This window comes from Stenotrophomonas sp. JAG2 (assembly GCF_041080745.1).
Lineage (GTDB): Bacteria > Pseudomonadota > Gammaproteobacteria > Xanthomonadales > Xanthomonadaceae > Stenotrophomonas > Stenotrophomonas maltophilia_AA.
On record NZ_JBEUMH010000002.1, the window covers coordinates 261812 to 276501 of the forward strand.

Here is a 14690-nt window from a genome sequence, read left to right on the forward strand (position 1 = left end):
GCGAGGCACCAGTGATGGGGCAGCTTCGTGCGGCCCATCGGCCACCAGGCATTTTACGATTTGTTGCATAGCCGCCACGGCGTGACTGCTGCAAGCTCCCCGGCTGAGTTCATCCAGGATGGCGCGCCCTGCGAAGCGTCCTCACTGCCATCGGCACCTTGAACCTCAACAGTCACGATTCCGAGGTCTCAATGATCAGCCTGAACCGCTTCCCCATTCTCATTGCAGCCGCACTTTTCCCCGGCGCGGTTGCCAGCGCTGCCGAGGAAGACTCAGCACCGCAGACCAAACAGACGCGATATGAGCAGCTCGCAGTGCATGCAGTGCGCCAGCTTCTGTTCGACGATGCCGAGAGCGCTCGCGCCCTCAGCAGCTACTACGGTCAGTCAGAGGACGAGTCGCAGGCCGAAGTGTCCGCACTGGTTGAAACACGTTCCTACAGCCGCCAGTGGCGTCGCAACACCTCCTCCGCCATGAAAACAGCGGAGCTGGAAAACATCCGCGCCCGATACTTCCGCAGCATTGATGCGGTCATGGCGAATGGCAGATGCGACGTTTCGGGTAGCGGCACCCTTCCCTCGCCCGGGACCGGCATCGCCCGGCGTAAAGTCACGGTGAGCTGCAGCTTCGCCGACATCACGATTCCCGACGAAGCTAAAGAGACTACGCGCTCCCGGCGCGAGCGCCTCGAGCTGTTGGCCGACGCTGCGGCGCGCGCAGTGACCTCAGAGCCAGTTCGCCGCTTCGAGTGGTCCGTTGAGCTCTATCGGCCCAGGGTGCCGGAGACAGCCAAGTGGAAGGTTGATAGCGGTTCGCTTGTGCGCCTCGCGCGTGTGATGCACGAGGAAGCATTTGAGGAGATCGAGGAGGCCGCGTTCTACCGCACCCGCGACAGCGTGCACCTAGAGGACATGGGTGGCATGTCGGTGCAGGCCGTGGGCCAGCTGATTCTGGACAGTGCCATCCGGCAGAACAAGGACAGCTATCTTGCCCTGAGCACCTATCACGGAAGCAGGCGAGACGAGCCGTTCGAGGCCGCATTTGAGCATCTGATGGACTCTGGAGAGAAGCAGCTCATGCTGCTGTCCGAAGGCTTTTCCCAGTCCGCTTATGGGCCCTTGCCAGTCCTGGAAGCCCTTCCTCAACGCGTGCGGGAGGCCCGCTGTACCGTTACTGGTGAGGAGCCCACCGCGTTGGGATCGTCCGCATATCCGGTGATCAAGGCTACTGCGACATGCCTGGTGCCTATGCCTGCCGCGCTCACGGACCAGGACAGCGCCCGACTACGGGGCCTCGATCCGGAGACACGCATGGCCGCCCTCATCGCGCGATATACCGAGCCGACCGGACACGTTGAACCCCGCGCCATCACCGCCTCCGTCGTACTGCGTGCGGGCGAGGACCGCTGGATGCTGCGACTTGAATGCCGTAACCGGCCTCGACGGAGGCGCTGTTAGCGGTGCTGTCATAGCGCTCCTTGCTCAGGCCATCGCCTTGAACACTGTTCTTGAACCGCGCATGCTGGGCCCAGGCATCGACATACAGCCCGGTCGTCTGCGCCGGATCCTGCAGCCAGCTGCCATAGATGCCGATCGCCTGCCCTTCGACCTTGCCCTTGGCCGAGTAGCCGGTCAGTCGGGAGGTGATCGTATTGTTGGCACGGCCACTGCCCAGCATGACGCCGAGCTGGCCGCGCTCCGCACCCCAGGTGAACACATCAGTGCCGACCTGCAGCACATCGGTATCGCCGTTGACGCTGAGCTGGTCGCCGATCACGCCGTAGTCGGCCTGGTTACGGGACACCCGTGCCCACGCGCCGCGCTCGGACAGGCCGCGGGCGATGCCGCCGTTGCGGTCATGGAAGCGCGTGCCGAACATCTGCACCGCCGCGCTCTGGTTGGCCAGGTAGGCACCCGGCTCCGGGCGCAGCACCGGCACCGGCGGCAGGCACTGCGGCAGGCTCGGATCAATCAGGCACTGCTCCGGCAGGGTGATCACGCAGCCCGGGGCATTCGGGTCGGCCAGGCAGGGGTCGGGCTCCGGCGGTGCGACCGGCAGTTCCGAGCGCAGGTACCAATCGCCATCGTTGGGATCGGCCTTGCCGCCTTTGAACAGGAAGTACTCGTATTGCCCGCCCACCGCACGGCCGGCCAGATCGAACTGACCGTTGGACGCACCATCGACCTGGATCAGCTGGATGCCGTTGACGGTCTGCGCGCCAATACCGCCGACGTTGTTGACGGCTACACGGGTCTGCCCGCTGGTGCTGCCGTTGACGATCAGCTTGTCGCTGGCTGCGGTGTCATCGCCGAGGACGGTGTTGAACAGCAGCGCGCCACCGCTGCCGGTGTAATCACCGGTCACGGTCAGGGTGTTGAACGCAGTGCCGTCGCCCAGCGCGACGACGCCGCCGGTGCCGAGGGAGAGTGCACCGACATCACTGTCGCCGGTCAGTTGCCAATGGCCGCCATCGCCGATGGTCGCGGAGGTGACATTGTCGAAGCGGCCGTTGATGCGGCCGCCGTCCTGCAGCGTGACGTGGGCGAACGCGTCACTGGCAACGCGGATATCGCCAGCCACTGTGCTGGATTCAACCAGCAGGTTGGCAATGGCACCAGGGCCACGGTTGTTCACTACATCCAGCAGAATTCCGTTGCCGGCGGCGACGGTAGTTCCGTTACGCAGGATGATGTCTGCCTGTCCCGCATCCCCCACTTCGGATTCCACCACGATAGCGCTACCTGCTCCACTCTCAATACGGGAGCTGTCCACGACCAGGCTGGCCGAAGCGGACGCCTGGCCTCCCAGAGTGACGACCCGCATGCGGACACCGGTCACATCGCCCTGGATCAGGCTGTCACCCAGTACTTCGGCGCTGCCCGCGTTGAGCTGCAGGCCACCACCGCCGTTTCGGGGAACGGTGTCATGGCCAATGATGGTCGTGCCGATGAAGGTGACGTCACTCCCGACGATTACCGCTCCTCGGCTCAGCCCTTCGATATGGCTGCCGGTGATCGTCGCCGAAGACCTGACCGGATCAGCCACATTGATGCTCGCGCTGAAGCCATCGCTGACGGTCGACGTGATACGACTGCCGACAATGGTCGCCGAGGAGTTGAACAGCTGGAGCGCAGTATTTGAGCTGGTACCCGAATCCGTGGTCACCGTTGCTCCATTGAGCACGATCTGCGACTGCGACTCCGCGCGGATCCTCGCAGTCTCCGCTCCTGACTCCACAATCAAGGTGGACCTGCCGGTGACGTCCCAGTCCTCAACTACATCGCCCGGCACGACCGTGTGGGTGGAGCCGTTGCTCACAAAGCGCGCGAGAGCCACTTGGGGCTGCAGCGAGAGCAGGGCGAGGCCGATGGCGGCGGTCATGGCCGTGCGATTTCGCAGGCACGCGGTGGAGCGGAACGCGGGAGCGGTTTTCATGATGGATTCCGGAGGTTGAGGTGAGTACAAACCGGGCGCGTGGGCTTCCCTATGCAATCTGGGCGTAGTCCGGCTAAGGCAGGCAAGATAGAGGCGGCCTATCGGCCGGGCTATGCAACTAATACGAAAGCGCCTTCGTACACGTGGCCTGCTGGCCTTGTATTCAGTTTTCTCCGCAAGTGCGCTCACGGATGCGCCCAGCCATGTGATGGCCGCGTGATTTCAGTAATGCGAGGCGGACCCTTTGCCGGAAGGAATCTCTACGACCCGCGGGACCAGGCATTGCTGGAGGCGCGGCGGATGGCGATGGGGCTGTTCAGCGTGTCCCAGTGCCCCAGCGACGTGCGGGTGCAGAGCGAGTCACGGTAATAGATGGCCGTCCGTTGCCGGCATCCAGAGCAACAGCCCAATGGCCGCCGCCAAGGCGTGCTGGACATAGCGTGCACCCCGAGCGGCGGGCCTCGTCGGGTACGACGATGGCGCTGAGTGCACATGGTTGCCATCACCAGGTGGTACGCAAGCCAACCTGCCCGGCCACATCCTTGTAGCCGCCATCACCGCGCTGCAGACCCAGGTCGCCCCATGCCGTCCAGCGCCCGCCCAGCTGCAGCGAGGCACCGGCCTTGGCTTCGTAGCGGTTCTGCGGCAGCCCGCCGCTGAGCTGTTCGCCATCGAAGCGCAGGCTGTTTTCGTTCGACTCGCGGATCCAGTTGACCGACACGAACGGCTGTACGCGGTTGCCGGAATCGGTGTGGGCATGACCGAAGAAGCGCACGCCCACGCGGCTGGTGAGGCCATCAGCGTTATTACCATCGATCACCGTGCCGTTGCGTTCAACATGCGTATCGGTGTTCAGGCGGGTATAGCTCAGCTGCAGCTGCGGCTCGACGAACATCGCGACGCGCTCGCCATCGGCGACCTGGACGCCGTAACCGGCCTCGACGGAAGCGCTGTTGGCGGTGCTGTCATAGCGCTCCTTGCTCAGACCATCGCCCTGAACACTGTTCTTGAACCGCGCATGCTGGGCCCAGGCATCGACATACAGCCCGGTCGTCTGCGCCGGATCCTGCAGCCAGCTGCCATAGATGCCGATCGCCTGCCCTTCGACCTTGCCCTTGGCCGAGTAGCCGGTCAGTCGGGAGGTGATCGTATTGTTGGCACGGCCACTGCCCAGCATGACGCCGAGCTGGCCGCGCTCCGCACCCCAGGTGAACACATCAGTGCCGACCTGCAGCACATCGGTATCGCCGTTGACGCTGAGCTGGTCGCCGATCACGCCGTAGTCGGCCTGGTTACGGGACACCCGTGCCCACGCGCCGCGCTCGGACAGGCCGCGGGCGATGCCGCCGTTGCGGTCATGGAAGCGCGTGCCGAACATCTGCACCGCCGCGCTCTGGTTGGCCAGGTAGGCACCCGGCTCCGGGCGCAGCACCGGCACTGGCGGCAGGCACTGCGGCAGGCTCGGATCGATCAGGCACTGCTCCGGCAGGGTGATCACGCAGCCCGGAGCATTCGGGTCGGCCAGGCAGGGGTCCGGCTCCGGTGGTGCGACCGGGAGTTCCGAGCGCAGGTACCAATCGCCATCGTTGGGATCGGCCTTGCCGCCCTTGAACAGGAAGTACTCGTACTGACCGCCCACCGCACGGCCGGCCAGATCGAACTGACCGTTGGACGCGCCATCGACCTGGATCAGCTGGATGCCGTTGATGGTCTGCGCGCCAATACCGCCGACGTTGTTGACGGCCACACGGGTCTGGCCGCTGGTACTGCCATTGACGATCAGCTTGTCGCTGGCTGCGGTGTCGTCACCGAGGACGGTGTTGAACAGCAGCGCGCCACCGCTGCCGGTGTAATCACCGGTCACGGTCAGGGTGTTGAACGCAGTGCCGTCGCCCAGCGCGACGACGCCGCCGGTGCCGAGGGAGAGTGCACCGACATCACTGTCGCCGGTCAGTTGCCAATGGCCGCCATCGCCGATGGTCGCGGAGGTGACATTGTCGAAGCGGCCGTTGATACGGCCACCATTGAGCAGGGTCACATTCGCCTCCGCCATATCTTCCGCCACGACATTGCCGTTGACCACGGACGATTCAACCTGGAAGTTGGCAACGGATGCGTCGCCAGCGGTGAGTGCATTCCTGACCTCCAGAAGGTTGCCGTCCCCGCCGGCAAGTACTGACCCATTGCGCACCAGGATGTTGGCGTCCTGACGGGCCCCGCTCGTGAGCGTCTGCACAACAATTGCAGCACCAGACAGGCCTTGTACCGTTGAGCCGTCTATCACCACGGCGCGGCCGTCCGGCACCACGGTAGCGCTGGAGGAGATGAAGATTCCTGCATGCTCGCCAATCAGCGTGCTTGCGCCGGAAACCTCCACCTTGCCGCCGGCGTTCCAGATGGCATTGCCGCCGAATGGACCTGCTCCGATGCCGCGCACGGTCGATCCAACCACCGACAACGTGCTCTCGCCGCCCATCTGGATCGCGCCCAAGCCTGCGCCAGTGATGGTGCTGCTCTGGATGTCTGCATGCGAACCGGGATCCGCGGCGCCGGCGAGCGAGCCGAGACTGATGGCCGTGCGCGTCGCATGAGTGATCGTGCTACCTGAGATGTCTGCACGGGAGTCGATCAGCTGGATTGCCTCAGCGGCATAGCCTGCCTCCCCCTCCACTATCGCCCCCTGCAGGCTCACGGTGGAGCCCGCCCGGGCCTCGATGTTCAGCGTCCGTCCGTCGGGGGAGACAACGAGCGTGGAGTTGCGCTGGAGCAGCCATCGCTCGGGAGTGGCACCGGGCGCGACGCCCCGGGTCTCGTCGGGCGCAACGACACCGGCTCGAACAGAAGGAGACAGCAGCGCTATCAGCACTGCCGAGCTGAGGAGAGTCCTGGTGATTTCGAAGTGAGTGCGCACGTGAGTACCTTTTATTGGGGACCGCCGCTGAATGCTGAAACCAGCTTGCAGGCAAGGGTCCGGGAAGGCGGTCAACATAGAGGCCGCCTATCGGCCGGGCTATGCAACTAATACGAAAGCGCGTTCGTACACGTGGCCTGCTGGCCTTGCATTCAGTTTTCTCCGCAAGTGCGCTCACGGATGCGCCGAGCCATGTGAAGGCCGCGTGATTTCAGGGCTCGCCGTCGCGTCCGCCAACGCGATTCAATCTGCGGCGAAAGACGACGCGTCCTTCATGTGCACCTGCCCACATCATGGTTCCCTCAAAGGGAGAGCCAGCATGCCCAGGACGTATTTCTACGTGGTGGCTGTCCACAATGGATGGGCCCTGCGAGGCGGCGCCTTTGCCGGAAGGAACCTCTACGACTCGCGGGACCAGGCATTGCTGGAGGCGCGGCGGATGGCGATGGGGTTGTTCAGCGTATCCCAGCGCCCCACCGGCGTGCGCGTGCAGCTGGGGGTGGAGATGTGGGAGGAGATCGAGCTGTTTGGTGACGCTTGAGCGCTGGCGGCAGCTCCCACCCCGGGGCTATGGCTCTTGATCATCCTGGAGCGACTCACGGTAATAGACCGCTGTCCGTTGCCGGTGCAGCCGCGCCTCCATCAGCAGCTTGCCCTCCATTGGCAACAGACCTGCCTCCAGACCGCTGATGGTCACCGCGACGGAAACCAACCGGATGACCTCGAACTGGTCTCGCCCACATCGCGCGATGGCCTTGGCCTTCGCCTCCGTCAGGCTCTGGCAGATGACACAGAGGTGGGCATACGCCATCCGGGGCGGGCTGATGCGGGTCCGGATTTCGAAGACCAGCAGATAGGGATGGCTGCGCGGTTTGATTCAGGCGTCGACTCGGTCTCGGGCCACCGTGTCGATGGCGGCGGCGCAGGCGATAGGGAACGTGGTGTTGGCGTCCCGAACCTATCAGCACGCTGCACGCGCGGAAGCGTCCGCGTTCTCGAAAAGCGCCACCCGGTCTGCGCGATATTCCGTGTTGGGACACATGTCACAGGAATGCGCCATGCGCCCTTCAACTTGGCTTGCATGTGCGCTGCATCGACGGCTCGCTTCGGATCAAGCCGATGCTCAGCCGCGCAGCGTGGCGCCCCCGTCCACATAGAGATCGCTCATCGCGATATGGCCAGCCTGGTCAGAGAGCAGGAACATCACCCCGTTGGCGATGTCCTCCGGGCTGGCGAGCTTCTGCAGCGGTATGCCGGCCTTGTACGTCTCCGGACTGCCCTGGATCACCCGCTCGGCGCCCAGTTCGTCCACCCACATGCCGGTCTGCATCGGGGTCAGCGTCGAGCCCGGGGCGACGATGTTGCAGCGGATGCCCAGCGGCGCCAGCTCCAGGCCCAGGCAGCGGGTGAACATGGTCGAGGCGGCCTTGGAGGCGGCGTAGGCGGCCATGCCGTGGCGCGGGACGCCCGCGGCGTTGGAGCTGACCGTGACGATCGCGCCCCTGCGCCGCGGCGACATCACACGCGCCAGCGCACGGGAGACGTGGAAGACGCCATCCGTGTTGACCGCGAACACCCGGCGCCATTGCGCGTCGCCGGTGTCGACGACGGTGCCGGTCTGCAGCACGCCGGCGACGTTGATGCCGAACCCGATCGGCCCGAGCTGGGTTTCCACCCAGTCCACCAGTGCATCCACCGCAGCGGAGTCGGTCACGTCCAGTGCGCTGGCGTGCACGGTCGACTGCCCTGCCACGGCCACACGCTCGGGCGCCACTACGTCGGTCGCGACCACGATGCAGCCGCTGTCGCGCAGCTGCTCGACCAGCGCCGCCCCGATGCCGCCGCCCGCGCCGGTGACCAGTGCGATGGTGCCGTCGAATCCGGTGAGTTTCATGCTGATGTCCTGTGTAGGTCGTGCCGCCGAAGATGCGCATCCAGCCAGGGCGCGATCTGCGCCACGGCATCGCGGCCGGTGAGTTCGGCGTGCAGGTAGGGAAGCTCGATCGCCTCTACGTGGTCCGCATGGGTCTGCCACAACGCGGACTGCAGCTGTGGGCGGGCAACATGGTCGCGGCCGGCACGCACGTGCAGCAGCAGCCCGTCGTAGTGCGTGTGGTGATGGGCGCGGATCAGGCGGTTGGTGCCGGTGACGGCGCGGACCACGCCATCGAGGACGATATCCGGCAGGTTGCCCAGTGCGCTGTCACTGCGGCGCAGGAACGCCAGGATGCGGGCGCGGCTGTCCAGCTCGGGATGCGCCTCCGGGTCATGCCCGGCGATGGCGAGCAGGGCGCGCAGCGCGGCAATCGGGTCCGGCTCGGGTTCGGCCCGCCAGCACTCGCTGGGATAGGCATCGAGCAGCGCCAGTACGCCGACCTCGTGGCCGAGGCCACGCAGGTGCACCGCCATGGCCTGGGCGAGAATGCCGCCGACCGACCAGCCAAGCAGATGCACCGGCCCGGGCCGGCCCAATGCGAGGATGCGCTCCGCGTAGTCGGCCGCCAGCGCTTCGATGCTCGCCGGCAGCGGCTGGTTGGGATCGAGGACCGGCGACTGCAGGCCCTGCACCTCGCGCGCGGGTGAGAGTGCGCGGGCCAGGTCGCGGTAGTTCCAGGCGATGCCGCCGGCAGGATGAATCACATACAGCGGGGCCAGCGCCGCATCTCCGCTGGCCAGCCGGATCATCGGGGCGAGCCCATGGTCGGTGGCGGCCGGGGGTGCGTCGATACGGGCCGCGAGTGCGGCGACCGTCGGTGCCGCGAAGACCGCGCCCAGACCCAGCTCGCAGCGCCACCGCTGCTGGATCGCCAGCAGCAGGTGTACGGCGCTGAGGGAGTCGCCGCCCAGGGCGAAGAAATCGGCATCGGCACTGACCGGCGTGCTCAACCCCAGCGTCTCAGCGAACAGCGCGGCCAGCGCCTGCTCGGTCGCGGTGCGCGGCGCAACGCCCGAGACGGACGCCTGCGCCGGTGCGGGCAATGCGGCGCGATCCAGTTTGCCGTTGGCCGTGACCGGCCAGTGGTCCAGTTCCACGAAGGCAGCGGGCACCATGTAGTCCGGCAGCCGGTTGGCCAGATGAGCCCGCAGCGTCTCCAGCGACGGGCCACCCGCGTTGAGGTAGGCCACCAGCCGCGGCTCGCCGGGGCGGTCTTCGCGCAGCAGCACTTCCGCCCGGGTGACGCCCGGTGCCGAACGCAGTGCAGCGTCGATTTCGCCGAGCTCGATACGCAGGCCGCGCAGCTTGATCTGGTGGTCGCTGCGGCCGAGATACTCCACTGCCCCGTCTTCGCGCCAGCGCGCCACGTCGCCGGTGCGATACAGGCGCCCCCCGGCAACGAACGGATCGGGCAGGAAGCGCTCGGCGGTCAGATCGTCGCGCCCCAGATAGCCGCGTGCCAGCTGCACCCCGCCGAGATACAGATCGCCGGCGACGCCCGGCGGCAGCGGTTGCATGCCGGCATCGAGCACGTACAGGCGGGTGTTCCAGACCGGATGGCCGATCGGCACCGGTGCGGAGGTGTCGTCCTGGCTGGCGGGCCAGAAGCTGACATCCACGGCTGCCTCGGTGGGGCCATAGAGATTGTGCAGCTCGGCCTGGATCGTGGCATGGAAGCGGTCACGCAGCGCGGCATCCAGTGCCTCGCCACTGGTGAACACGCGGCGCAGCTGCAGCCCGCGCGCAGCCGGGGCGGCCAGGAACGCGGCCAGCATCGATGGCACGAAATGTAGGGTGGTGATCGCGTGCTGGCGGATCAGTGCGGCCAGCGCCAGCGGATCGCGATGCGCCTCGGGCGGGGCAACCACCAGGGTGGCGCCGCTGATCAGCGGCAGGAAGAACTCCCACACCGAGACATCGAAGGTAGCCGGGGTCTTCTGCAGGATGCGATCGTCCGGCTGGATCGCGTAATGCGCGCGCATCCACTCCAGCCGGTTGACGATGGCGCGGTGCTCGATCAGTACGCCCTTGGGCTCGCCGGTGGAGCCGGAGGTATAGATGACATAGGCCGCATCGTCCGGCTGCGGCACGGTGGCCAGCGCGGCGTCGTTGTGGCGCTGCCACTGGGCAGGCTCCAGCACGGGTGTGCCCGGAAACCGCGCGCGATCCTGTGCCAGCGCCAGCACACAGACCGGCTGCGCCGAGCGCAGGATCCGGGCCAGGCGCTCGTCCGGATGGGCCAGGTCCACCGGGAGGTACGCGCCACCGGCACGCAGCACGGCGACCAGGGTGATGATCAGCTCCAGTGAGCGCGGCAGCGCCACCACCACCCTCGCCTCGCGGCCCACGCCCTGGGCCTGCAGCTGCACGGCCAGCGCACGGCTGCGCTGCTCCAGTTCGGCGAAGCTCAGCTGATGCGCGCCGAAGACCACTGCGGTGGCCGCCGGCGTCGCTGCCATCCGTGCGGTGATCAGCGCGGCCAGGCTGAGCTCGGGCACCGGATGCGCCGTGGCGTTGATGTCATGCAGATAGCGCTGCGCTTCGGCGGGCGTGCACAGCGGCACCGAGGCGATCGTGCCGCCGTTGGCCTGTACGTCCAGCGCGGCCGACACGAAATGCAGCAGGCGCGCGGCATGCGCCTGCACCTGTGTGGGGGTGTACAGCGTGGGATTGGCCTCGATCTCCAGATCGAGCACGGCCGTGCCATCCCCGCGGAAGCCGAGCGTCACGTCATCGACTGGACCGGTGGAGAGCACCTCGAGCGTCGCAGTGACGCCGGCCAGCTGCAGCGGCCGATAGAACGGCTGCACATTGACCAGCGGACCGTGCAGGCGGCGCTGGCCGCCGATCAGCCCGAGGTCGCGCCGCAGCTGCTCACCCCGGTAGCGACCATGGCGCCGGCCCCGCATCAGGCGCATCGCGATATCGCGCACATACGCATCCACGCTGTCGTGCGTGGCCGCGACCCGCAGCGGCAGGACGTTCATCACCATCGCCGGGACGCGGGCGGAGACGCTGCCGAGGCGACCCATGAAGGGCACGCCGATCACCGCCTCCGCTTCGCCACTGATCCGGCGGCAGTACTCTGCGCCGAGCGCGGTCAGCAGGTCCGGCCAGGGCTGGCCGATCGCGGCCGCCGCCGTGTGCAGGCGCTCGCGCAAACTGGTGTCGATCGGCTGCACGTGGCGCAGCGCATCTGCTGCGGCCGGGGCCACGCCCGCCTGCAGCCCGGTGGCGGCCGGCGCGTCGGCCATGGCCTCGCGCCAATAAGCGGCATCGCGAGTGCGGCGCTCGCTGTCACGGTACTGGGTGTCTTCATCCAGCACGGGCAGCAACGGTGCCACCGCAGCCTGCTGCGGATGACCCGCATACAGCGCGCAGACGCGCTCGGTCAGCAGGCCCATGCCGTAGCCATCGGTGGCCAGGTGATGCACGCGCAGGTACCAGACGCTGCGCGCCGGGCCGAGCAGGAACAGGCGCTGTTGGCTGAGCCGATCGCGGGCGGGATCCACCGGGCTGAGCCGGTCGCGCTGCATGGCCTCGCGCGCGGCAGCGGCGGGGTCCGGCTGATCGGACAGATCCAGCACCTGCAACGTCGGCGTGTGCTGCGGGTCGATCCACTGGCCGGGCGCTCCCTGCGCGTCCTCGACGATGCGCAGTGCCAGCGCCTCCGCTTCCTGCGCGGCCTGATCGGCGGCACGCGCGAAGGCGGCGACATCCAGCTCACCCTCGATCCAGACGGCGTGGCCGGTGTTGAACGCGGGATTGTCCGGCGCCAGCCGCTGGGCACACCACAGGCCCGCCTGGGCCTCGCTCAGCCCGCGGACGAGGGGCCCGGCCGCGCCCGGCACCGCACGGGCATTCATGCGCTGGCCGCCGCCTCGGCCTGCAGCCGCTGCACCACGGTCCACCAGCCACCCAGCGTGGCGTGTTCGGCCAGATGACTGAATTCCAGCGGGATGCCGGTGTTGCCCCAGGCCAGTACCAGGCCGAGTACGCGCATCGAATCCAGCCCCAGGTCCATCAGGTTTTCATCGTCGTGGATGTCCTCGGGGGCTTCGCCGAGCATCCCGGCGACATCGGCGCGCATGCGCTCCAGGGTCAGTGCGGTCATGCCAGTGTCTCCAGCAGTTGATCGGTGGTCATCGGCACGCCACAGGTGCGGGCGATCCAGTGCAGGGCCAGGTCATGGTCGGCCCGCGAGAAATCGGCGACCGCGTCGGCGGCGATGAAACTCTCGATGTCGCGCTGGAAGCCTTCGGCGACCGTGGCGGTGCAGCCGATATGCGCGTACACGCCGGTGACCAGCAGCTGGTCGCGGCCGCGGGCGCGCATCATGGTGTCCAGATTGCTGCGCTGGAACGCGCTGTAGCGGTGTTTGACCAGTACATGGTCGCCCTCCACCGGGGCCACGGCCTCGATGATGGCTTCGTGTTCCTCGGTGGCGGACATGCCCGGGCCCCACAGATCGGCCTGCAGGCCACGATCACGCCGGTCCTGGTTGCCGCGCTGGGCGGTGTAGAACACCGGGATGCCACGCGCACGGCAGTGCGTGAGCAGGCGCGCGATGTTGGCGACGGCCGGGGCCAGCGGTGCCGCATCCGGCGCGAAGGCGGCCAGGAAGTAGCGCTGCATGTCATGCACCAGCAGCGCCACGCGTGCGGTGTCCGGTTGCCAGGCGCCACGCGGGGTGGGCAGCTCGGCCTGGGTGGGCAGCGGATACGGTTGAATCTTGGGCAGCGCCATCAGCGTGTTTCTCCTGTCTGTTGCATGAAACGTTCGCGCAGCTGGACACGCAGCTCGCGGCGGCTGATCTTGCCGACCGCGGTGGTGCCGAAGGCATCGACGAACACGATCTGGTCCGGCACTTTGAACGCGGCCAGGCCGCGGCTGCGGACCCAGGCCTTGAGGCTGGCGGCCTTGGTCGGCTCGCCCTGGGCAATGATGAAGGCGCAGCTGCGCTCACCCAGGTAGTCATCGGGGATCGAGACCACGGCGGCATCGAACACACTCGGGTGCGCCAGCAGGTGGTCCTCGATTTCTTCGGCGGAGATCTTTTCGCCGGCGCGGTTGATATGGTCGCTGGCCCTGCCCTGCACCACCAGATAGCCGCCCGGCAGCCGCTGGACCATGTCCCCGGTGCGGTAGAAGCCATCTTCGGTGAAGGCACGCGCATTGGCGGCCGGATCGTTGTGGTAGCCGCGGATGGTATACGGGCCGCGGGTGAGCAGATGCCCGGTTTCACCTTCCGCGACCGGGTTGCCGTGGTCATCGACCACCAGCACCTCGTCGTCTTCGCTGATCGGGCGGCCCTGGGTGGAGACGATGAGGTCGTCGCTGTCGTGCAGGCGCGTGTAGTTGACCAGGCCCTCGGCCATGCCGAACACCTGCTGCAGGGTGCAGCCCAGACCGGCGATGACGCGGCGCGCAGCTTCCGGCACCAGCTTGGCGCCGCCGACCTGCACCACCTGCAGGCTGGAGAGATCGTGGGCTGTGGTCGCGGCGGCCTGGGCCCACAGCAGCGCCAGCGGCGGCACCAGGCCGACACAGGTGACCCGCTCGCGCGCGATCAAGGGAAACGCGGCGTCCGGGCCCGCACCGGGGCTGAGCACCACGCGCCCCCCGGCGTACAGCGTGCCGAAGAACCCGGGCGAGCTCATCGGGAAATTGTGCGCGGCCGGCAGCGCGACCAGATAGACGCTGTCCCGGGTGATGCCGCAGATCGCGTTGCTGGCGCGGAACGAATACAGATAGTCATCGTGCGTGCGCGGGATCAGCTTGGACAGGCCGGTGCTGCCGCCGGAAATCTGCAGGAACGCGACCGACTGCGGGTCCGGATCGGCCGGCAGCTGTTCGAGGTCACCGGTCAGCGTGTCGAGCGCGGTGAACCCGGCCGCGTCACCGGCGATGATGACGTGCTGCACGTCCGGCACCTGCGCCTGCAGCTCGCGCGCCAGCGTGCGGTAGTCGAAGCCGTCATGGTTCGCGGCCGCGATGTACGCACTGGCTTCGGCCTTGCGCGCGAAATGCGTGACTTCGGTGATGCGGTGCGCGGGCAGCGCATACACGGGAATCAGGCCGGCACGGAACAGGCCGCAGACCACGGTGACGAACTCGGGCACGTTGCCGAGCTGGACCACCACCCGGTCACCCGGTGCCAAGCCCTGGGCCAGCAGGCCGGCGCCGATGCGGCCGGCCTCCTGCCACAGCTGCGCATAGGTCAGGCGCGTATCGCCACCGACCACGGCGATGTCACCGGCGAAGCGCTCGGCGCGCTCGCGCAGGAAACCCGGGAAGGTCTCGCCTCGCCAATGCCCGGCAGCGCGGTAGCGCGCGACCAGGGCCGGTGGCCAGACCTGGCGCAGCGGCACCCGGGAGGAAGAGAAGGATGCGTTCATGGACAGCTCC

The 14690-nt window shown here is 67.4% G+C and carries 10 protein-coding genes; 2 read left to right on the top strand and 8 right to left on the bottom strand.

Going from position 1 to position 14690, the window contains the following annotated elements; all coding sequences use genetic code 11:
* The first annotated feature begins 191 nt into the window (after positions 1-191).
* Positions 192-1457 (top strand): hypothetical protein, encoded by a 1266-nt coding sequence (locus AB9O74_RS03310; RefSeq protein ID WP_369348411.1) that lies wholly within the window; start codon positions 192-194, stop codon positions 1455-1457.
* On the opposite strand, the gene AB9O74_RS03315 is transcribed toward AB9O74_RS03310, so the two are convergent.
* Both AB9O74_RS03315 and AB9O74_RS03320 read right to left on the bottom strand, forming a co-directional pair.
* Positions 1369-3435 (bottom strand): autotransporter outer membrane beta-barrel domain-containing protein, encoded by a 2067-nt coding sequence (locus AB9O74_RS03315; protein ID WP_369348413.1) that lies wholly within the window; start codon positions 3433-3435, stop codon positions 1369-1371. The two genes, AB9O74_RS03310 and AB9O74_RS03315, sit on opposite strands and share 89 nt — an antisense overlap.
* A 502-nt stretch (positions 3436-3937) precedes the next feature.
* Positions 3938-6421 carry an autotransporter outer membrane beta-barrel domain-containing protein gene (locus AB9O74_RS03320; protein WP_369348414.1) on the bottom strand — a complete coding sequence of 828 codons (2484 nt, stop codon included), beginning with the start codon at positions 6419-6421 and terminating at the stop codon, positions 3938-3940.
* A gap of 244 nt (positions 6422-6665) precedes the next feature.
* On the opposite strand from AB9O74_RS03320, the gene AB9O74_RS03325 reads away from it, so the two are divergent.
* Complete coding sequence (locus tag AB9O74_RS03325) at positions 6666-6887, top strand: hypothetical protein (protein ID WP_369348415.1); 222 nt, start codon at positions 6666-6668, stop codon at positions 6885-6887.
* Between the two features lie 27 nt (positions 6888-6914).
* Here the strand turns inward: AB9O74_RS03325 and AB9O74_RS03330 are convergent, their stop codons facing one another.
* From AB9O74_RS03330 to AB9O74_RS03355, 6 genes are all read right to left on the bottom strand, one after another.
* Positions 6915-7157, bottom strand: coding sequence for a hypothetical protein (locus AB9O74_RS03330; protein WP_369348416.1), 243 nt, complete (start codon positions 7155-7157; stop codon positions 6915-6917).
* A 312-nt stretch (positions 7158-7469) separates the two neighbouring features.
* On the bottom strand, positions 7470-8240 hold the full coding sequence (locus tag AB9O74_RS03335) for a 2,3-dihydro-2,3-dihydroxybenzoate dehydrogenase (protein WP_369348417.1): 771 nt from the start codon (positions 8238-8240) through the stop codon (positions 7470-7472).
* On the bottom strand, positions 8237-12148 hold the full coding sequence (locus AB9O74_RS03340; protein ID WP_369348418.1) for an amino acid adenylation domain-containing protein: 3912 nt from the start codon (positions 12146-12148) through the stop codon (positions 8237-8239). The genes AB9O74_RS03335 and AB9O74_RS03340 overlap by 4 nt, the downstream gene beginning before the upstream one ends.
* Positions 12145-12396: a phosphopantetheine-binding protein gene (locus AB9O74_RS03345; protein WP_369348419.1), complete on the bottom strand. Its 252-nt coding sequence runs from the start codon at positions 12394-12396 to the stop codon at positions 12145-12147. The genes AB9O74_RS03340 and AB9O74_RS03345 overlap by 4 nt, the downstream gene beginning before the upstream one ends.
* A complete protein-coding gene (locus AB9O74_RS03350; RefSeq protein WP_369348420.1) occupies positions 12393-13028 on the bottom strand; it encodes an isochorismatase family protein in 636 nt (211 codons plus the stop codon). Before AB9O74_RS03350 ends, AB9O74_RS03345 begins: the two co-directional genes overlap by 4 nt.
* A complete protein-coding gene (locus tag AB9O74_RS03355; protein WP_369348421.1) occupies positions 13028-14680 on the bottom strand; it encodes a (2,3-dihydroxybenzoyl)adenylate synthase in 1653 nt (550 codons plus the stop codon). The genes AB9O74_RS03350 and AB9O74_RS03355 overlap by 1 nt, the downstream gene beginning before the upstream one ends.
* Positions 14681-14690: the final 10 nt, after the last annotated feature.

Coding starts and splice junctions, on each gene's coding strand:
- AB9O74_RS03330 (WP_369348416.1), bottom strand. CDS start 7,157: ATGGCGTATGCCCACCTCTGTGTCATCTGCCAGAGCCTGACGGAGGCG.
- AB9O74_RS03315 (WP_369348413.1), bottom strand. CDS start 3,435: ATGAAAACCGCTCCCGCGTTCCGCTCCACCGCGTGCCTGCGAAATCGC.
- AB9O74_RS03310 (WP_369348411.1), top strand. CDS start 192: ATGATCAGCCTGAACCGCTTCCCCATTCTCATTGCAGCCGCACTTTTC.
- AB9O74_RS03325 (WP_369348415.1), top strand. CDS start 6,666: ATGCCCAGGACGTATTTCTACGTGGTGGCTGTCCACAATGGATGGGCC.
- AB9O74_RS03335 (WP_369348417.1), bottom strand. CDS start 8,240: ATGAAACTCACCGGATTCGACGGCACCATCGCACTGGTCACCGGCGCG.
- AB9O74_RS03340 (WP_369348418.1), bottom strand. CDS start 12,148: ATGAATGCCCGTGCGGTGCCGGGCGCGGCCGGGCCCCTCGTCCGCGGG.
- AB9O74_RS03345 (WP_369348419.1), bottom strand. CDS start 12,396: ATGACCGCACTGACCCTGGAGCGCATGCGCGCCGATGTCGCCGGGATG.
- AB9O74_RS03355 (WP_369348421.1), bottom strand. CDS start 14,680: ATGAACGCATCCTTCTCTTCCTCCCGGGTGCCGCTGCGCCAGGTCTGG.
- AB9O74_RS03350 (WP_369348420.1), bottom strand. CDS start 13,028: ATGGCGCTGCCCAAGATTCAACCGTATCCGCTGCCCACCCAGGCCGAG.